Below are 21,772 nucleotides of genomic sequence, written 5' to 3' on the forward strand. Positions count from 1 at the left end.
AAGACTTCGACCCCTACTCCGGCAAAACTCAAACGAAGTTGAATTACTTAATTGACAAAGTTATGAAAAAAAACAGAAACTCTTGTCACTTGAAAAGACAAGTGTTGCAAAAAAGTTGTAGAATCATGCAACTGACACTCATCATGATCGTGGGATTAATCCTTACGTCATTCACGAAAGTGATTGCCCAAGAGAGAGGAATTGATTTCAAGGCGGATAGTATTCCGGCTGAAATGGTTATTAACCAGCTAAAGGACCTCACCCACTACCGGTTCTTGTACAATCACGAGGAAATTAGACAATTACCAGCTAAAAAGATTAATCTCAAGAATGTAACCATTAAACAGATTCTTGATGTTTTTCTAGAAGGTTCAAAACTCGCTTACACGATTGAAGACAACGTGATTATTATTTCTCCAAAATTAAAGAACTCGCAAGCCAAAACAACAAACGAGAAAAAGAAAATCACTTTAAGCGGACGGATAACCGATTCAGAAAACATTGCATTACCTGGTGCTACAGTTGTCGTTAAGGGACAAAACCTAGGAGTAGCAACCGACATTGATGGTAATTTCACATTAGAACTTACACAAGGAGAAAAAATTACTTTAATTATCTCTTTCGTAGGAATGAAATCACAACAGGTATCCTATGACTGTATGCAAGACAATCGTTCTATTCATATTATTCTAGAAGAGGACAATACAGAAATCGATGAAATCGTGGTAACCGGTATCTTCAAGAAAGCAAAAGAGAGTTACACAGGCGCAGTTACCTCTGTTAACAAAGAACAACTAGACATGTATCGCGGACAGAATCTATTACAAACATTAAAAAATATTGATGCCTCACTAAATTTTTCTATTGATAACCTTAACGGTAGCAACCCCAATTCAATTCCCTCTTTGAATATTCGCGGTAATGCATCATTGCCCATGAATGTGGCCGAGTTCAACGAAAGCAATAAAAACAATCCGAATACCCCGCTTATTATCATGGACGGTTTTGAAATATCCCTTACAAAACTGATGGACTATAACGATGAAGAAATAGAATCAATTAATATTTTAAAGGATGCAGCCGCAACCGCCATTTATGGTTCACGTGGAGCCAACGGGGTTATTGTAGTAATTTCCAAAAAACCGGAACCCGGTAAATTAAAAATCAGTGCAGAAATGGGTTTCTCTCTGGAAATTCCTGATTTAACTTCTTATGATTTATTGAATGCAAATGAAAAACTGGAAGTTGAGCAACTTGCCGGACTTTACAAAGTTCCCGCAACAAATTACGGAGATTATGCCACCCAAGAACAACTTTACAATCAGGCTTATAATAGACGGTTAAAAGATGTTCTTTCAGGTATTGACACAGACTGGTTATCCAAACCGCTCCATACGGGAGTAGGTGCTAAATACAACCTCCGCCTGGAAGGGGGAAGTGAACAATTACGTTGGGCCACTTCGTTGTCTTACAATAACACGCAGGGAGCCATGAAAGGTTCTTCCCGCCGTACATTTAATGGGTCAATCACACTCATGTATGAAATGAAGAACCTAATTTTCAGGAATTACACCTCTATTGGAATAAACCGTAGCCACGAAAGTAATTACGGAGTTTTCAGCACGTATGCTGCACAACAACCGTATAACGCCCCATATAATGAAAATGGGAAGTTAGTTCGTTATTTTGCACCATTCTGTGAAGGTGTTACCAACGACAGACAACAAAATCCTTTGTATGATGCCACGCTAAACACATTTGATAAAAATGGTTATCAGGAACTAACCAACAATTTCTCCATTGACTGGAAAATCATACAAGATATGACATTAAGAGGTCAATTAGGTATTTCGAACACTCAAAACACAAGTGATTATTTTCTACCTTCCGAGCACTCCTATTTTACAACAGGAGCAGGCAGAGACGAGTACAGTACGGATGAAGGATTTCTTCGTCGTGGTCTATATCGTTATGGAAACGGGAAACTATTTTCTTATAACATGAACATCACCCTGTCGTACAACAAAATAATTAACGATGTTCACTCCTTATATACCGGTCTTGACTGGTCGATGCAACAATCCAAGTCTGATAATTTTTCCATTGCACTAGAAGGTTTTTCCAATGAAGATCTAAATTCTATCGGTGACGCCCGTCAATACGCAAAAAACGAACTCCCTTCCGGTAGCACCTCGCTAAGCCGTCAATTCGGTGTGACAGCCAATATCAATTACACGTATGACAACCGGTATTATATTGACTTTTCCTATCGCATTGACGGTAATTCCACGTATGGAAGTAACAAAAAATACGCACCATTTTACAGTCTGGGATTAGGCTGGAATTTACATAGGGAGAAGTTCCTGCAAAATATTCCAATTATCAATACCTTACGTTTGAAAGCATCTTACGGCGAAACAGGCTCTACCACAGGAGCCACAATGACTGATGCTTACACCATGTATCAGTACATAACAGATAATAAATACGCAAATTGGACAGGGGCACAATTAACAGGATGGGGAAACCCCAATCTAACATGGCAAACAACAAACCAACTGAATTTCGGTTTGGAATTTGGCTTATGGGAAAATCGTGTTAAAGGTTCTTTGGATGTTTATACCAAGAATACCAGCAATTTGCTATCAAGTATAAACATCCCCTCTTCCATGGGATTTACATCATATAACGCTAATATCGGAGAAGTAAAAAACAACGGATTTGAAGCCACATTAAGTACTTATATCATCCGTAACAGGGAACAAGATTTTAACTGGATAATAACAGGACAATTAATTTATAACAAAAATAAAATCTCTAAACTCTCGGAAGCTATCAAAGCACAAACAGAAGCTTACATGAAGCAAGATGAAGATGGCGAGGGAAATGCCATTAACGATGTTCAGAAATTATTCTACGAGGGAGATCCCCAAAATGCTATTTACGCAGTTCGTTCACTGGGAATAGACCCAAGTACAGGAAAAGAGATATTTTTGGATAAGGATGGAAACATCTGTCGGGAATGGAAAGCATCCAACAAAGTTTGTTTAGGAGCTGCCGAACCGCTCTACCGGGGTAACGCCAGTACGATGTTACAATGGAAAGATTTTACGCTAAATGTTTCATTTTATTATTACTGGGGAGGCAAAACTTATAATCAAACATTACGAGATAAAGTCGAGGTCACAACAAATTCATTAATAAATAGCAACGCAGACTCTCGAGTATTGAAAAATCGTTGGTACGAAGTAGGCGATATTGCCTTCTTTAAAAAACTATCCAATAACGAAACTCGTTCCACATCCCGCTATGTCATGGATGACAATGTTTTCGAGATTCAATCGGTTAGCCTGCAATATAAATGGAAAAACGAAAAACTAAAAAAATGGACTAATTTAAACACCGTGATTTTCGGGGTTAATATTTCTAATCTATTCCATTTCTCATCCATCAAAATGGAACGCGGTACTAATTACCCGTTTGCTCGTAATATTCAAGGAAGTATTAAACTCTTATTTTAACTCTCAAAATAAAAGAAATTATGAAGACATATATATTATTTCTATTTGCTCTTCTTACCGTTTGTCTCACCTCTTGTGATGATTGGCTAGATGTACGTGCAGGAAACACGATAAAAGAAGAGGATCAATTCCGTACTTATAAAGGTTTCCGCGATGCTTTGACCGGATGCTATATGGCAATGGCAGATCAAAAAACATACGGACAGCGCATGACAATGACGACTGTAGAATTGTTAGCAAACTTATGGTATTGTCCTGAAGAAAATAAGACTCGGACTCCAGAATATTACTATCTGACAACACATTCTTACACGCAAGATGCAGTTTTAACCCCTATTGATGAAATCTATAGAGGATTGTTCAATACCATAGCCCAAGCAAATGTTATTATTAAACATGCTGAAGCTGGAGGCGAAGCAATTAATGACGAAAAAACAAGAGCGACTATTACAGGAGAAGCTTATGCGATCCGGGCATACTGCCAACTAGATGTTTTGCGTCTTTTCGGACAATTGCCCCAAGGAGGTTCCAAACAAGTAAGCCTTCCCTATTCTTACGTAACGGGAATTAATGAAATGCCTTCTTATTATGCATTTGATGATTATGTTACCCTTTTAAAAGCGGATATAGATAAAGCTTTATCATTATTGGAAGACAATGATCCCATTTTCCAATATACATTCGAAGACTTGAATTCTCCAACAACAACATTAATGGAAGATTCTTATTTCTATTATCGCCAATTCCGCTTGAATTATTGGGCAGTAAAAGCATTACAAGCCCGCATGTATTTATACTTGGGTGAAAATAACAATGCCTATAAAGCAGCTATGAGTGTTATCAACGCAAAAGGAATAGATGGTAATCCGATAATGGAATTAAGCGGACTTACTGATATGGGAGCCAACCGCTTTGCCTGTCCATCAGAATGTCTATTCTATCTTAGCAAATACGATATAAACACATACGCAAACAATGTCCTAGTCGGTGGTAACTGGGGACTTGATTGGCAGATCACTTCTAGATATTTGTATCTAACCGAGGATATGCTCCATCAGCTGTATCTATCTATTGCAAGTTCAACAGGCTCACACAATCGCTATAATAACATATGGAATCGTCAGGCCAAGGCTCCCTCCGGGGCAATATGTCCAACGCTAAAAAAATACTGGTACTCGGAAGAAACTACCAACGATTTGATGCTAAAACATCAAATTATCCCAATGTTACGCATGTCCGAAATCTATCTGATTGCAATAGAAACAACGACTTCACTAACAGAGGCAAATTCATTGTATACTACCTACATGAGATCCTGTGCAGTATCAAATCATTCTACATTTGGTTCTACGAATGAAGTAAAAGAAGAAATCATAAACGAATACCGCCGCGAATTATTTGGTGAAGGACAAATGTTTTACACCTACAAACGTATCAATTCTGCAAAAATGCTTTGGAAAGCAGAAGAAGTACAGGAAGACGAATATATCGTCCCTCTTCCTCAAACAGAATACAACCCCAATAATTAAAAAGTAATGTTATGAAAAAAAGAATAAACTATATATTGCTTAATATCTTACTCATCGGCATGACAGCCTGTGAAAAAGATCTTTCTCCATACGATACAAAAGATTGCTGGATTCATTTTTATTTTCAAAATCTAGATGAAAATGTTATTTTTGATGAAAATTCCCCCAAATCCACATATTCATTTGTGTACAATAACGATAAAACGACAGATACTTTATGGTTTGAAGTCGAAACAATGGGATTCGTCTCTGATGCACCTCGCCCGTTTGAACTGGAACAGGTTAAAGTAGATAAAAATGATGCGGTAGCAGGTGTCCATTATGTATCATTCGATGATCCCGGATTGAAAAATAACTTCTATTTTATACCGGGAAGCAAAGCCCGCTTCCAAATACCTATCGTGGTGAAACGCGACCCATCATTAAAAGAAAAAGATGTCGTTTTACATGTTACTTTTAAAGAAAACAACGAATTCCATCGCGGTTACGAAGAATATTGTACAAGAATTATAACTATCTCAGACCGTTTGACTAAACCATCCCAGTGGAATGATATATGCAACGTTTATTTTGGGACTTACGGTCCTGTAAAACATCAATTCCTAATTGACTCGACCAAAGAAAGATGGGATGACAAATACATTGAAGAGTTGCTCAACGGAGACTCCGGCTACACGGCATACTTAAGCAATTTAATAAGACGCAAACTTGCAGAATTAAATCAACAGCGTGCAGACCAGGGGCTGGAGGCACTACGCGAGGAAGACGGGACCCTTGTTGAGATACCCATAGTAATTATGTAACGAAAATTTAGTGACAAATATAAGAAGAATACCTATGAAAAGAAATATATTCGGGCTACTGACATTGATAGCTACTTTGCTTTGCACGGCTTGTTTTGACGATGACTCAACAGGAATCCTCCAAAACATTAACGACATACAAATTTCCGGTATCGAGGAAACCTATGAATGTACCGCCTTTATAGGAGAATCTTTAAACATTATACCGGTTATAAACGGATACTCGGAAAACGACCTGAAATTTGTCTGGACATTATACAATGGACAAACCGGTAAACCCGACAGTGACGGTAATATAATAGAGCCAACCATTATCGGCACAGAAAAGCAACTCTCTTACCCAGTAAACTTATCAATGGGAAGTTACACGCTCTGTTTAACCGTTACATCCAAAGACAATAATTATAGTGTATCTAAGTTAATAAATTTAAGTGTATCAACGGAATTCTCCCAAGGTTTCTACGTGCTGAAAGAAAACGAGGAGGGTAATTCAGATTTGGATTTATTAACGATCAAAGGAGAAATAGCTTCAGATATTCTATCAAAAATATCAGGAGCTGTAAAAGGGAAGCCCCGAAATTTAAGCATAAATTACGGACATTTTTACATAAACACGGACAACGACCAAATAGAATCGACTCATACGCTCACTATCACCACGGAAGATAACGAGATCGCCACGTATCGAAGCTCTGATTTAAAGCTATTGTTTGATCGATCTAATACTCTGTATGATGAAATGGAAAGTGATGAAAAACCGTATGCAATACTTCGCAGTAACACACATTCCATCTACATATCTTCTAAAGGCATTCGGCAAATCATGGCAGATAATTTATATATTCAAATGGGATTAATGCCCAAAAACACGGGACGATTCGGCTTCCCAGCCATAGAAACAGGAGGTAGTCCCTTTATCATTTACGATCATTCAAGTTACGGCGGTTATTATTACTGGGACGAAATCAATAAAAGTTTTTGGACGGGATATATGATGGGACAAGGCTTCGCCCCGCTAACCAAAGCGGACGGTTCCGGCTCAGAATTAACCCAAAATCTTCAAAATTATAAATGTCTCGCTTGTGGGATGAATAGTTACAATTCTCCTAACGGATATTTTATCATGGAAGACGAATCCACCGGACAACGTTATGTGTACATCGTTAAATCATTGACTGCTATGGCTCAATATTTTAGTGATCGAGTTATCCTGAAAAATAATTCACACATGGCTCAAGCCAATTCGTTTAGTGTAAACGGACTGTCTGCTAAATTCATATATTGTTTAGATAACGGGAATGTATATGCCTGTAACCTAAATAGCCCAGACTACGCCGAGACGGAATTATCATTCGAAGGTATCCCCGCAGGAGAAGAAATCACCTATATAACTAATCAGTATTGGAATGCCATGATGAGTGACACCAAAAGTAATTTCAACTATTTAATAGTCGGAACCCAAAACGGAGACAGCTATCATGTTTACATGTATAACACTGTAGGAGGACTTCCTGATGGAACACCGGTCAAAACTATAAAAGGGAAAGGAAAATTAAAAAACGTTCGTTTCCTATTTGGTAGTGGCAAATTTGACGAAAATGATTTAACCTCGGGTCAAATGTATCCGATCGGGGATTGATTATAATTTACTAAATTTACATATTATGAGAAGTAAATATTTATTGCTATTTATTTTTGCTATATTTTTGAATTTCACTGGCAAAGCAAGTGATGACAAGAAGCCGAACGAAATTCGTATTCTGTACGTGGGAGGAAATTCCGACTTAAACCCCGATAACAAAACAAATACACAAGAAAGTATCGAAAAAAGTATTAGGGAACGGAAAGAGGCTTTTACTCAATTATTAAAAACCTATTTCGACACGGTAACAGCGATAGACGCAACCGATTATACACCAGACATGTCTGATAACTACGATGTAACCATCTTTGATGGTTTACCTCCTGCCATCGAACAACGAACAATAGAATATGATGCTTATGGAAAAATTAAAACATACACTCCAGCTCGCTATTTACCAGATGATTTCTCATCTCCCTGCATCACAATCGGAAACGTCAGTGATCGTATCGGCGCTCGCCTTGGTATAAAAAACGATTGGTTCTGCCTATGTTTGGATGCATGTGCGCATCATATAAATTTGAAACATCCTATTTTTCACAAACCGTTCAAAACAAAAATGACTCTAGAGAAACTTCCCACCCCGGAGGAAGCATTCTATTATCAATTTATGTTTAAAGAAGACATCCCTGATTCCTTGATGATGTGGCGCATACAAACGAAAGGCTATAAAACGGATCTATCGTTTAATATTGGCCTGGTTTCACGTCCTTGGGGATACACAGATTCTCCCGATTGCGAATATATTTCAAGCGGTGTCTGTGCCAAATCACCTGATGCAGTAGCCATCGGTCGTCACGCTAACTTTTTCCACTGGGGCTTCATCGCTTCTCCTTTATACATGACCAACGAGGCAAAAGTCGTGTTCGCTAACACCGTGGTTTATATCGCAAAATACAAGCAAACACCACTCGTTCGCAAATATCGAGCAAATATAGCAACCCGTGAAACCGTCAAAGAGATGAAATACTCGGCATCTCGTGCTTCTTATGATAACACCTTAAAGTATTTGAATTCAATCACTCAACAGCAAGAAGAGGCGATTAAAAAATTAAAAGCAAAACAAACGAAAGGGGAAAAACTAACAGATCAGGAAACAACCTATCTACAAAACTATCAACCGCAAGAAATGCCTGTACCTTCGTTCATCGATCACTTAAAACAAGCCGTTGGCCCGGATTTATACACTCGATTTGGGAATGACGAATCCTTATACGCCCAATACTATGATTCTAATAAACCTTATTATTACGGGGGAGGCAATACACAAGGATTGGCTATTGACGAAGACGCCAAAGCTTGGGGAATCGCTAATAACAACAAAGAAATTCTGAATAAAGCCATCTCCTGTTTGGAAAAAGGTGAAGAAATCGAACGAGCCAAACGTATACTTGCTCGCTACACGTTATGCGATTTTTCCACACCTTCTGAATGGCGTAAATGGTATGACAAATATGAAAGCAAAATGTTTTTCACCGAATCTGGTGGTTGGTTTTTCATGATTAATGGCTCTAAAAACATTCCAGGTAATGATTATTCTATTTTGGAACGACGCAAGACCATTCTAACAAATGAAACATCCCAAATATCAGAAGCCATCCCCGATGCCAATAATCCAATTATTATTACAACACAAGGAAAGATAAAAGCAAATAATTTGATTGAAGTTCAAATTAAAATAAACCTATACAAAGGGTTCCACATTTATAAAGAAGTAGGGATGGGTGATCCTTATATTCCCATGGAAATCAAATTTGATTTGCCGGAAGACTGTTATTTAGAAGGAAAAATACAAATGCCTGCTGCTGCTAATTTTGGAAACAATGGAACTAAAATTTATGAAGGTGAGATAATAATGTCACAAATAATCAGATGCGAACAATTGCCTACAAACATCAAATTCACTTTCGGTTACCAATGCTGTGACAGCCATTCGTGCCAACCTCCACAAAATAAAGAGTTCAATGTAATAATAAAAAAATAATTTCACTTTAATATCATTACGAAATGAAAAAAATGACATTTATCGGATTAATCTGGCTAACACTGTTAGCCTGCCAATCTCAAACAAAAAGTTATAAAATAAAAGGCCATATTGAAGGAGCAGGAAATGGTAAAGCCATCTTGATTAAAAATAATGGTGAGACACAAAACACAAATGGAGATACCGTAAAACTAAGAAATGGCAATTTTACTTTTACCGGAATCGTTGATGAACCTATACATGCCATGATTAACATTTGTCCTGACAACGAAAAATCGGCATTTATCAATATCATCATGGAAAACTCACTCATAACAATCTCGAGTAACTGGGATGATGTGGTTGATCAATACGGTTATCGTCATATCCCGAATTGCGAGGTTACTGGTTCTCTTAACGACAAAGTATATCGGGAATTTAACCATACTTACGAGAAATTATTACAATCACCCAAATTCAAAGAACATGCGGCAGCTCTAAAAAAACGAGAAGAACTCCATAAAAACGGAGATAAAGAAGTATTTTATAAATACCAAGAAGAAACAGAATCGTTGTGCAGGGAAATTAAACTGGAAACCGAAAAACGCCAAAAAGAAATGATCATACAAAATCATACTGTCGAGTCTGCGGCATCTTGTTTATTTATCTTACAAAATGATATGGAATTTCCTGAACTGGAAGAAATATTCAACTCCTTGGCCCCTAATGTACAAAATAGTAGTCTTGCAAAACCTATAAAAAAAGAAATTACAGCAAAACGTCGAATACAACCGGGACAACTAGCTCCAGATTTCACCTTGGAAACTCCGGACGGAGCAAAATTGTCGTTATCTGATTTGCGAGGGAAATATGTAATTCTAGATTTCTGGGCATCCTGGTGTCGCCCCTGTCGGGCGTCTTTTCCCGAAATGAAAAAATTGTATGCCGAATATAAAAAGAAAAATGTAGAAATACTTGGTATTACAAATGATAGTCGAAAAGCAGATTGGCTAAAAGCATTGGAAGAAGATCAACTTCCATGGTTACAAGTCACAGATAACTTTTCTAGTCCAAATAGGGCTGGCAAGGTAGCAACTCTTTATGTTGTTCCCTATCTTCCAACTCTGATGCTGATCGACCCGGACGGCAAAATCGTGGGCAAGGCAAAAGACAAACACGAGCTGAAAGAATGGCTGGACGTGCGACTGGCAAAAAAATAACTTTACACGCTCTGATTATTCGACGGATTTTACTATCTTTGCCCAATTTTTAATCAATTCGTATAAAGATAAACTCTATGGCAATCTATTTGGACGATGTATCAAGAACTTTCGGAGAATATCTGCTTATTCCCGGTTTAACCACGAAACAGTGTATTCCTACCAATGTTTCATTGAAAACACCTTTGGTGAAGTATAAAAAAGGCGAAAAATCGGCTATCGAGCTGAATATTCCTTTTGTTTCCGCGATTATGCAGTCGGTTTCCGACTCGGGACTGGCGATAGCGCTTGCCCGTAACGGCGGATTGTCATTCATTTTCGGCTCGCAACCCATCGAATCGCAAGCCGAAATGGTTCGCAAGGTAAAGAAATTCAAAGCCGGATTCGTTACCAGCGACTCGAACATCACCCCGGAAGCCACCTTGGCTGACGTGCTAGCTCTCGTGAAACGGACGGGACACACCACCATGGGAGTGACTGACGACGGTACCCCGAACGGCAAATTGCTGGGATTGGTAACCAGCCGGGATTACCGCGGGGAGAAAGACCCGAAAGACCGGAAAGTAAAAGAGTTTATGACCCCATTCTCCAAACTAACCGTGGGAGAAGTAGGTATGACTCTCAGCGAAGCGAACCAAATCATCTGGGATCACAAGCTGAATACATTGCCCATCATAGACAAAGACCAGAATCTGGCTTACTTCGTGTTCCGCAAAGACTATGATAGTCACAAGGATAACCCGAACGAACTGTTGAACATGACGGACAAGAAATTACTTGTCGGTGCGGGTATCAATTCACGGGATTACAAAGAGCGGGTTCCCGCCCTCGTGGAAGCAGGAGTAGACGTGTTGTGTATCGACTCGTCCGACGGATTCTCCGAGTGGCAAAAAGAAACTTTGCAATGGATCAAGGAAGAATACAACGGCAAAGTACTCGTGGGAGCCGGAAACGTGGTAGATCAAGCCGGATTCCGTTATCTGGTTGAAGCCGGAGCGGACTTTATCAAAGTAGGTATCGGTGGCGGTTCCATCTGTATCACCCGCGAGCAAAAAGGTATCGGACGCGGACAAGCGACTGCCGTTATCGACGTGGCAAAAGCCCGTGACAAGTATTTCGAGGATACCGGTATTTACGTGCCTATTTGCAGTGACGGTGGTTTGGTACACGATTACCACATGGTATTGGCTCTTGCCATGGGTGCCGACTTCTTGATGATGGGACGTTATTTTGCCCGTTTCGACGAGTCCCCCACCAAAAAATTAATGGTGGGAAACAACTACGTGAAAGAATACTGGGGCGAAGGTTCCAACCGCGCACACAACTGGCAACGTTACGACATGGGCGGCAGCGAATCCTTGAAATTCGAGGAAGGAGTGGATAGCTACGTTCCCTACGCGGGAAAATTGAAAGATAATCTGGACGTAACCATCGGAAAGATTAAATCTACCATGTGCAGTTGCGGGGCAACCACAATCCCCGAATTGCAGAAAAACGCCAAGATCACGCTGGTTTCATCTACCAGTATCGTGGAAGGCGGCGCTCACGATGTAATCTTGAAAGATCACAATAGATAAAAAAACACGAGTTTATCAGGCAACATACTGTAAACTCACACAAAAATACCCGTTGGAAAGATAAACTGGTCTTCTCCAACGGGTATTCCTTTGAACAGAAAAATACAGCAAAGATTCTCCGTTAATTATTCAAATAATTTTGTAGGATTAATACTTAAAAAATCCTCGGCTTTCATTCCTCCATCTCCCACAACCATAGTCATATAAGGATTATACATTTTCCGAATTTCCTCAAGTCCGGCATTATACTTTTCTCTGTTACTCTTCACTTCTATAGCAACAATACGACTTTTTTTCTGAAGAATATAATCAACTTCCTTATCACGTTCCCGCCAATAAAAAACTTTATATCCACCAATAAAAGCGTTACTAATAATATGAGCTCCAATTGCCGATTCAAAAATACGTCCCCATTCTTTACTATTTATAACAGCTTCCTTAAAAGTCAGATCTCCGTAAATATTTTTCAAAGCATTATTATAGACTTGAAATTTCGGAGCACTTGCCCGCTGACGAGAATGGTCAATCGTGAATTTTTGTAATCCGCCAAGTAGTCCACTATCCCCGAGCAAATTCAGATAACTGGCTAAAGTTGTTGTATTACCAGCATCTTGTAACGCTCCGACCATCTTCGTCAATGAAACTATTTCCCCGGAATAAGATGAACCTAATTCAAAAGCCTGTCGTAACAGAGCGGGTTTTCCTACCGGAGAATCATACAAAATATCCTTATTAATTGTAGCGTCAATAATTGCACTATTTATGTACTGACTCCAACGTTCTTCATCATCAATCAAAAATGCTGCACCCGGGTAACCTCCAAAAAAGATATACTGCTCTAACGTCATACCAAAAGCATCCCGCATCTCGGGATAAGACCAATGAGTCATTCTAATTTCCTCAAAACGTCCCATCATTGAATCCGATAATCCTTTTTCCAGAAGCACCCGCGAAGAACCAAGAAGAAGAACTTTAATATTTATATCATTAAATGTATCCTCATCCCACTCCTTCTTTACAACCTCACTCCAATTCTTTATTTTCTGAATTTCATCAACCACTAAAACAAATTCAACATATTTTTCTACACGCATTTGAGCTCGAGCCGTGTTCCAACAATCGGATATCCAAGACACTTGAGTGGCCGGAACATTATCTGCAGAATAGATTTGGAACGGAATATCCAAATCCTTTAGAACTTGTTTGACAACAGTTGTCTTTCCAACTTGCCGAGGCCCCAATACAACTTGCAAGAAATGCCTTGACTCCTCTATTCGCTGTTTTATAATCTGATACTGCTCTCTTTTATACATACATAACAATTTACTCAATGGAGTGAGTATTTTTACTCAATAATATATGCAAATATATGAAATATCCTCTACTCTACAAACACCACTTAATATAATATCACCTATTTATTCTCCATCATATTCCAAGTATTTTACCATCTTGTAATTCTTCAGGAATAAACGGTTGGCAGGGTAACTCTGTTCTTCCTCCACCACGAACCCCAATTTCCGGAAAAAAGGATAAGCCGTGAGGCTCACGTCGGCAGTGATTGCCGATACTTTCAAGGCACGGGCTCTTCTCTCCATAAAACCGTACAGGGTTGAAGCGATACCTTGCCCTTGAAAATCTTTATGCACGAACATGGAATTCAAATATCCTTTTGCCGACAGCGCGGCAAATCCCAACACATGACCGTCCTCATCTTCTACCAGCAAAGTGTAATAAAAATACACGATCCTCTCCCAACGTTCGTCATTTTCCCCGCAGGAAGCCCAGTCGGCCACTTCTTCTGCCGTGTAATCCTGTCGGTTCACAGACAAGACGGTTTCCCGGAATAACTGTTTCAAGGCAGGAATATCCCGGATAGTAGCTTTTCGTACACACTCTATCGCTCTCATATCGAACGAATTTAAGTATCAGTATTTCTGACAGGTGTTACAATAATAGATACTTCCTCCCATGTAATTTTCTTTCAATATCGTATCGCCGCAACGAAGACAATGAGTCCCGACCGTATCTTTGGATAAATAAGAAATATATCCTCCCTTCCGGTCAAACAAATCTTTCTCCGAGCTACGACCACCTTTCTCAAGCATTTCACGCGTGGTATCTTTCACGTGATGATACAATTCTTCCCGCTGCCGCACGGATAGAGTAGCGATCTTCGTTTTCGGATGAACACGGGCATTGTACAGGATATCCTGTAACACCCCGTTTCCCAAACCGGGAATCATCTGATCCGTCGCCAGAAATGCTTTGGCGCTCTTGTTTTGCACGTCCCCGGCGTTAATCAATCCCAAGAAATACTCCTTGGTAAAAGCATCCGACATCACTTGCGGCTTTGTTCTGGCGCAACTGTAATAGGCGTTCAACCCGCCATCGAACGAGTCGCCCGCAAAACAAAGTATTCCCCCGTACATGCGTACGGAAACGATGATACAACTTTCATCCTCGAACCCCACGAGCAACTGGTGTTTGTCCGGCAATTTCGCCCCCGGTGCATAATAACGTAAATTCGCCCCATCCGTGAACACAAGTTTTACATCCCCCGCATTTACCTGCACCATTCCCCCGTAAGCACATGACTCTCCCACGATTTTATCTTGCAACATTTCGGGATACTCGTCCGGGTTTCCACAAGAAAAAGTGAATTTATGCGGCGTGTGACGCACCAATACATAAGTAACACGCTTCCCCTTGATCGTTTCATTCAATTGCCTTGCCAAACAAACTGCTTCCGGTGCTTCTATCATATCATTCTGTTTTATTGTTTTATTTTCAAATATAGAATAAAAAAATGAACCATAACATTCTTTTTATTACTTTCGTACACGATAAAAAAGAACTTATGAATTACAAAATCACTCACTATCCCAACAAACAGCGGTTTGAAATCGAAATCGGAGGCATGACAGCCTACGCGGAATATTATTTACACGACGGTAGTCTGGATATCATCCACACGTTTGTCCCCCCGGCATTAGAGGGACAAGGCATAGCCGGGGCATTGACCGAAGCCGCCTATGAATACGCAAAAGCCAACGAGTTGAAACCCAAAGCGACTTGCTCTTACGCTGTCGTCTGGTTAAAAAGACACCCGGAATATCTTTGATTTTCATTTCGCCATGTACTGGCAGTATATATTAAACAACTCCTTCGGCATCTTCAATAAATGGGTGAACTTTATACGGCTATCCCCTTTCTCCACCCACGTGTCGAGAGGTACCTCGTGAATGATTTTGTCGTAGTCGGCATGCTCCTTCCGTACCCGCAAAATCAGTTCCACGTCAAAGAGCCATTTGGAATTAAAACTATCTTTAAAAATCACGGGTACCAACTCGCTTTTAAATAATTTCGCCCCGCATTGGCTGTCATACACGGGAAGCTGATACAGCACGGAAACCAACGTGGCGAATCCCCGCCCCAAGTAATGACGATACGCTTTACGCTGCACGTTTGCCCCCAACCGTTTCAACCGGACTCCCATCACCATCTGTACCCCCTGCTTATACTCCATCTCTTCCGACAGCAAATGCAAATCCTCTAACGGGGTAGCCAAATCGGCATCCAAAAAGCCTATCGCCATGTACCGTCCCAACGAAGCCGCGTACAGCATGCCACTCCGCACGGCTTCCGCCTTTCCCCGGTTGTCGGCGTTATCCACCAGCAGGAACCGTTCCGGTTCCGAGGCTACAGCCCGACGCAAAACCTCGGAAGTGTTATCCTTACTCCCGTCATTCACGAAACAGAAATCAAATCTCTCGTCGTGCCTCACGAAATCACGGAATTTGGATACTTCCAAACGTTGGGATTCGTTATAACAAGGTATTATAATACATATTTTTTTCATCGCGTCTCTTTTTATAATCGGATGTCGCCCCCTTTGGACAGTACATTCTGCAATTCCGAGGCTTCCCAATCGTGAGGATCAAGTTCCGTGGCTTTCTTCGCGTATTCCAACGCCGAAGCACGCCGCCCCTCTGTCAATTCGTACAATCCCCACAGCAACATCAACTCGCTATCCTCTTTCACGTCCTTCATTTGCAGTAACAATTCACGTGCTTCCGCCGACTTTTTCTGTTGCAAGAAAGCCCGTATCTCAATCTTCCGCAAAGTAACCTTATCCCGTCCCTGCTCGTGCAGCAAGGTTGTAACCTGTTCCAGCATTTTGTAGTTCTTCACCCGGCAATAACACTCTGCCAGTGAAAGCAATACCTTCTCGTCCGCTTTCTTTGCCCGCACCACCTTTTCGTACGTTTCAATAGCTTTCGCGTAACTCCGGTTACGTTTCAGAATATCACCACCTAACGCCAGAGCCTGATCGTTACGTCCGTTATAACGCAACGCTTTATTCACTTGATCGAGGGCTTCTTTATCCTTCCCTTCAGTGTAATAAATCAATCCTTTCAAATAATAGGACGAAGAAGCCACGTCATTCTGAGCCAACATACCATCGACAGCCTGATGCGCCGTGGCATAACGTCCCAACTCCAACGCGCTGAGAGCCTTTATATTCAACGCGTCCATCAGTTGAGGCTGCCATTTCAACGCCTCCCCGGCACAACGTAAGGCATCCTCGTGTTTGTGCGCGCTGTAATACATTCTCGCCAACCGCATCCACATCTCCTCGTTCCACGGATGGGCTTTCAAATAATCCTCCAGTTCCGCCTCGGCTTCCGCGTATTTCTTTTCCTTTTCCAACAATATCGCCCCGTAATCTTTTTTGGAAGTACGTTCCCCGATCACGCACATGGGCAAACCATCCACATCCACGGAATGAAGGAATCCCTCTTTCACGGGGAAAAGCCCGTTCTTCAACTGGTAACTATTGATATACACGTTACCGAATATCATATAATCCCAATCTTTACTATACTTGTCGTAATATCGGCTGTAAATCACCGTCACGTTCGTATCCTTCCGGAAATAGTGTTGCAAATTGGCACTGTGATTCGTGACGATCGTGACCGGACGTCCCTTGTAATCCACGTTCGCCTTAAACCAATCCACTCCTTTTTTCAAAGAATTATAATAGTAATCTGTTTCGTAATCACCATAAGCACCCTTCACCCCTCCTACCAGTTCGTTAAAATAGACGTAATCATTCGGGTGGTTCACTGCCATATGCCGTGCCGGCAGGAAAAGCAAACCGATAAACCCGAACGCCGACACGAGTTTCAGGTATTTGGGAGCCACGGACAGCAACAATGTCCAGAAACGGGCAGCCAGCAACACCATGAACGGCATAACGAACAACAAATGCCGGATTCCGCCATATAAATTCGATTTCTGGTAAATCACCCAGAACACGGGAAACACCAGTGAAAACAGGATAAAGAAAGAAAGTAATGAAAACTCTTTCTTCCTCGAAACCATAAAAATAAAGTACCCGAAGAAACCGATCACCACCACCAGCGGCGACGCGATCAGCAAGTATTTCGGGGCATAATGCACGGGCAACATATTGGACATCATCTGTTGTCCCTCGAATATGGTACGCAACCCGATATTATAATTCGTGAACTCCTTCAAAGAAAAGACCACGTTCGTGAAAGGACGAGCCATGGCAAAAGGCCACGTGACAATAGACAAGAAATAGCCGACAAACAACACGATCACGATAAGAAACAGGATATTCTCCACCTCTTTCCGGTATTTCAAGAACTTGTAAAATTCCTTGAAACCTACCCAAAGGATATAGAATAAACCTCCGTACATCACCAGATAAGGAAACAGGAGCAAACCTCCCGAACGAGTCCCCAATGCCAAAGCGATACCCAACACGGCACCAATGACGTGACGCAGTTTTATCACGGGATAACGATCGAACAACCGGACAAAATAAAATATAGCAACCAAATATCCCACGGCAAAAGGTATATCCTTCAAATTATTCATGCTATGCCCGAAAAAACGCGGCGAGAAGAAAAGCATCAACATGGACAGCAAACCGCATAACCCACCCCCGAAACGCAATCCCATCAGTCCGATAACGATAACCCCCAGCACCCCGACAAAGGCACATACCACGTGCCGCACGGCGTACACGTCATCCGCACCGATCACGTTTGCCACAACAGCCGCCACGACCTGCATCGAGTTTCCGTAAAGATGTAACGCCGTTTTCGGCTGATTTAGAGCCGCCTTATCCCCTTTCATGAAATAATCCAACACGTAACCGGAATGACGGTGGTCTACAAACTCATCGCCACTAATCCCGTAATCTTTGCTCACGTAAGGCATATAGAAAAACACGAATATCCCGAAAAGCAACATCAGCATACGATAGACCATATCCCGTCGGGCACGATTACCGGAATCGAACAACGTGGTAAAAAAACGACCGGATACCAGAAATTGAAACGGTACCCGCCACAAATAGTTGACAGCCGGATTAGAAGTCGCAGTTGTTTCCTTCCAAGTGACCGTTGTCTCCAAACGACTGAATTTCACGTATGCTTTCTGCAAACTATAACTTACCGCCCGCAACAGGTTATCATCCAAATCCTGCCCGGCGTATGATCTCATGAACAAAGACTTCTGCCCGATCAATACCGGAGAATCCGTGATTACCCGATCCCCTCTCCACAATGCCACATCCATAAAACCGAACCATAATTTCCGTTTTTGTCCCGACACGTAATACAAATGCTCTTTCCGGCATGACTTACGATATGCCTGCACAAAAGTTGACAAAGTATTTACCGCCACCCGGTCAAGATCGACCAACATGACCTCGTCAGCATCCACGTTCTGAAGTGTCTTCAAGAACTCTTCATGACTACATCCCGACCTCAACAAAACAAAGTTACTCCGCAAGTCATTACCCGAACCCAAGAGGGATTCATGAAAATCTGTATTTCCGCTAAAACCAATCACTTGGATAGCTTTGTTCACGTTCTCTTCCACTATAATTTCTTTTACACAACAAGTTATATTATCTTCTAGCCTGATTGAATCTCTTCTAAGGGGATAAATATAATAAAAAACTTTATAGCAAACATCATTCTTAAAAAGTATTTAATATGCATATTTTTATCACCTTCCAAAAACATGACAAGCATCTAATACCTAGGCATTTCCGATATACCACCCATATATAAGTATCTCTATTTCAATGCATCTTCAGATTAAAGACGTTTCAAAGACGTTCGTGAACGTCTTTGAAACGTCTTTGTATCGAAGGTGTAACGTCTTTGATCCCTTATTACATCGGAACTACATCGAATATTGTATTGGGATTCAACACAATAACATTTTAAGGGAATGACAAAAAACCGAGAAAGTTTACTTTCCGGTAAGAAAACAGCTTCCCGCAAGCCTCAGATTGCATCGTCATAAAGATAACATGACAAACCGGACAGAACGTTACAAGGATCAATTCTATATCCAAGCCTCATCTATGACAAATCGTGACGTTCTGTCAGTAATCATGTCATTAAATATTCCAATTTTCCGGCTGGCACACCGTTTGATAAAAGATTAATGTTCTTGAAACTATTCGAGGACAAAGAACGAAAAACAAGTATTGAAAATAATAACATTATAATATTAAACAATATGGGAAAGATAATTGGTATAGATTTGGGAACCACGAACTCTTGCGTTGCCGTAATGGAAGGTAACGAACCCGTGGTGATCCCTAACAGTGAGGGAAGGAGAACGACACCGTCTATCGTCGCTTTCGTTGACAATGGCGAAAGAAAAGTAGGTGACCCCGCAAAACGTCAAGCGATCACGAACCCGACGAGAACAATATATTCTATCAAACGGTTCATGGGTGAAACCTATGATCAAGTAGCAAAAGAAATTAACCGGGTAGCTTACAAAGTGGTACGCGGTGACAATAACACCCCGCGTGTCGAGATCGGTGACCGGAAATATTCTCCGCAAGAGATTTCCGCGATGATTCTTCAGAAAATGAAGAAAACCGCCGAGGACTATTTGGGACAGGAAGTTACGGAAGCGGTAATCACCGTACCCGCGTATTTCAATGACGCTCAACGTCAAGCCACAAAAGAAGCCGGAGAGATTGCCGGATTAACGGTTAAGCGTATTATCAACGAGCCGACGGCTGCCGCCTTGGCCTACGGGTTGGATAAACAAGACAAAGACATGAAAATCGCTGTCTTCGACTTGGGTGGTGGTACTTTCGATATTTCTATCCTTGAATTGGGTGACGGAGTATTTGAAGTAAAATCAACCGACGGTGATACTCACTTAGGTGGTGATGACTTCGACGACGTAATCATCAACTGGCTTGCCGACGAATTCAAGAAAGACGAAGGCGTGGATATCCGGAAAGACCCGATGGCTCACCAACGTCTGAAAGAAGCGGCAGAAAAAGCGAAAATAGAGTTGTCAAGTTCCACGTCAACGGAAATCAACTTGCCGTATATTTTCCCGGTAGACGGAATGCCCAAACACTTGGTAAGAACATTGACAAGAGCTCAATTCGAGCAACTGACCGACCAACTGGTGCAAAACACGATCGAACCATGTCGCCGTGCCTTGAAAAACGCTAACATCAGCGCTTCCGAGATCAGCGAAGTGATTCTGGTAGGTGGTTCTACCCGTATCCCGGCTGTCCAGAAAAAGGTACAGGAGTTCTTCGGCAAAGCCCCGTCAAAGGGTGTAAACCCGGACGAAGTGGTGGCAGTAGGTGCCGCTATCCAAGGTGGTGTATTGACCGGAGAGGTAAAAGACGTGCTGTTGCTTGACGTAACCCCGCTTTCTTTGGGTATCGAGACGTTAGGTGGCGTGATGACCAAATTGATCGAGTCCAACACGACCATTCCGACCAAGAAATCAGAGGTATTCTCAACGGCTGCCGATAACCAACCGTCAGTAGAGATCCACGTGTTGCAGGGAGAGCGTCCCATGGCAAAAGACAACAAGACAATCGGACGTTTCCACTTGGACGGTCTACCACCAGCCCCGCGCGGTGTACCACAGATCGAGGTAAGTTTCGATATCGACGCCAACGGTATATTGAAAGTATCTGCCAAGGATAAAGCTACCGGAAAAGAGCAATCCATCCGTATCGAAGCATCATCCGGTCTTTCGGACGCTGATATCAAGAGAATGAAAGACGAGGCTTCCGCTAATGCCGAAGCTGACCGGATTGAAAAGGAACGTATCGACACGATCAATAAAGCCGACAGTATGATCTTCCAAACCGAAAAGCAATTGAAAGAGTTTGGAGATAAATTGCCTGCAGACAAGAAACAACCGATTGAAGCCGCTTTGCAGAAACTGAAAGACGCTCACAAAGCTCAAGACGTTGCCGCAATCAACTCGTCAATCGATGAATTGAACAACGTGTTCCAAGCTGCATCACAAGAGATGTATAACGCCCAACAACAAGCCGGCGGACAACAACAAGGTACACCTCATGCGGAACAACAACCGAACAACGGTGGTAAAGATCAAGAAGTAACCGACGTTGATTTCGAGGAAGTGAAATAAGAAAAAAGGGACTGAAAAACAGTCCCTTTTTTAGTCC

The 21,772-nt window shown here is 41.4% G+C and carries 14 protein-coding genes; 9 read left to right on the plus strand and 5 right to left on the minus strand.

All coding sequences use genetic code 11. The features are described from left to right. Positions 1-62 precede the first annotated feature (62 nt). The 7 genes from CS948_RS17655 to CS948_RS17685 all read left to right on the plus strand — a co-directional run bounded on the left by CS948_RS17655 (position 63) and on the right by CS948_RS17685 (position 12,255). Positions 63-3,521 carry a SusC/RagA family TonB-linked outer membrane protein gene (locus CS948_RS17655; protein WP_099293211.1) on the plus strand — a complete coding sequence of 1,153 codons (3,459 nt, stop codon included), beginning with the start codon at positions 63-65 and terminating at the stop codon, positions 3,519-3,521. Positions 3,522-3,541: 20 nt separating this feature from the next. Next, positions 3,542-5,050: a RagB/SusD family nutrient uptake outer membrane protein gene (locus CS948_RS17660; protein WP_099293213.1), complete on the plus strand. Its 1,509-nt coding sequence runs from the start codon at positions 3,542-3,544 to the stop codon at positions 5,048-5,050. A gap of 11 nt (positions 5,051-5,061) precedes the next feature. Next, entirely contained in the window at positions 5,062-5,853 is a 792-nt protein-coding gene (locus CS948_RS17665) for a DUF4843 domain-containing protein (protein WP_099293215.1), read from the plus strand. 34 nt (positions 5,854-5,887) lie between these two features. Next, positions 5,888-7,492: a PKD-like family lipoprotein gene (locus CS948_RS17670; RefSeq protein ID WP_099293217.1), complete on the plus strand. Its 1,605-nt coding sequence runs from the start codon at positions 5,888-5,890 to the stop codon at positions 7,490-7,492. Between the two features lie 25 nt (positions 7,493-7,517). Further along, a complete protein-coding gene (locus CS948_RS17675; protein WP_099293219.1) occupies positions 7,518-9,479 on the plus strand; it encodes a protein-disulfide reductase DsbD domain-containing protein in 1,962 nt (653 codons plus the stop codon). A 23-nt stretch (positions 9,480-9,502) separates the two neighbouring features. Then, positions 9,503-10,678: a TlpA disulfide reductase family protein gene (locus CS948_RS17680; RefSeq protein WP_099293221.1), complete on the plus strand. Its 1,176-nt coding sequence runs from the start codon at positions 9,503-9,505 to the stop codon at positions 10,676-10,678. Between the two features lie 77 nt (positions 10,679-10,755). Continuing rightward, positions 10,756-12,255, plus strand: coding sequence for an IMP dehydrogenase (locus CS948_RS17685; protein WP_099293223.1), 1,500 nt, complete (start codon positions 10,756-10,758; stop codon positions 12,253-12,255). Positions 12,256-12,380: 125 nt separating this feature from the next. Here CS948_RS17685 and CS948_RS17690 read toward each other — a convergent pair whose 3' ends face one another. The 3 genes from CS948_RS17690 to CS948_RS17700 form a co-directional block, all read right to left on the minus strand. Next, a complete protein-coding gene (locus CS948_RS17690; RefSeq protein WP_099293225.1) occupies positions 12,381-13,568 on the minus strand; it encodes an ATP-binding protein in 1,188 nt (395 codons plus the stop codon). Between the two features lie 105 nt (positions 13,569-13,673). Next, positions 13,674-14,165, minus strand: a complete 492-nt coding sequence (locus tag CS948_RS17695) for a GNAT family N-acetyltransferase (RefSeq protein WP_227215527.1) — start codon at positions 14,163-14,165, stop codon at positions 13,674-13,676. An 18-nt stretch (positions 14,166-14,183) separates the two neighbouring features. After that, the gene (locus CS948_RS17700; RefSeq protein WP_099293227.1) at positions 14,184-15,020 is read right to left on the minus strand and encodes an endonuclease VIII; all 837 of its coding nucleotides are present in this window, start codon (positions 15,018-15,020) and stop codon (positions 14,184-14,186) included. A 95-nt stretch (positions 15,021-15,115) separates the two neighbouring features. On the opposite strand from CS948_RS17700, the gene CS948_RS17705 reads away from it, so the two are divergent. Further along, positions 15,116-15,379: a GNAT family N-acetyltransferase gene (locus tag CS948_RS17705; RefSeq protein WP_099294667.1), complete on the plus strand. Its 264-nt coding sequence runs from the start codon at positions 15,116-15,118 to the stop codon at positions 15,377-15,379. 3 nt (positions 15,380-15,382) lie between these two features. Here the strand turns inward: CS948_RS17705 and CS948_RS17710 are convergent, their stop codons facing one another. Further along, complete coding sequence (locus CS948_RS17710) at positions 15,383-16,117, minus strand: dolichyl-phosphate beta-glucosyltransferase (protein ID WP_099293229.1); 735 nt, start codon at positions 16,115-16,117, stop codon at positions 15,383-15,385. Positions 16,118-16,128: 11 nt separating this feature from the next. Further along, positions 16,129-19,176, minus strand: a complete 3,048-nt coding sequence (locus CS948_RS17715) for a tetratricopeptide repeat protein (RefSeq protein WP_099293231.1) — start codon at positions 19,174-19,176, stop codon at positions 16,129-16,131. A gap of 651 nt (positions 19,177-19,827) precedes the next feature. Here CS948_RS17715 and dnaK point away from each other — a divergent pair. Continuing rightward, positions 19,828-21,735, plus strand: a complete 1,908-nt coding sequence (gene dnaK, locus CS948_RS17720) for a molecular chaperone DnaK (RefSeq protein WP_099294668.1) — start codon at positions 19,828-19,830, stop codon at positions 21,733-21,735. Positions 21,736-21,772: the final 37 nt, after the last annotated feature.

Source organism: Butyricimonas sp. Marseille-P3923, from assembly GCF_900184685.1.
GTDB classification, from domain to species: domain Bacteria; phylum Bacteroidota; class Bacteroidia; order Bacteroidales; family Marinifilaceae; genus Butyricimonas; species Butyricimonas muris.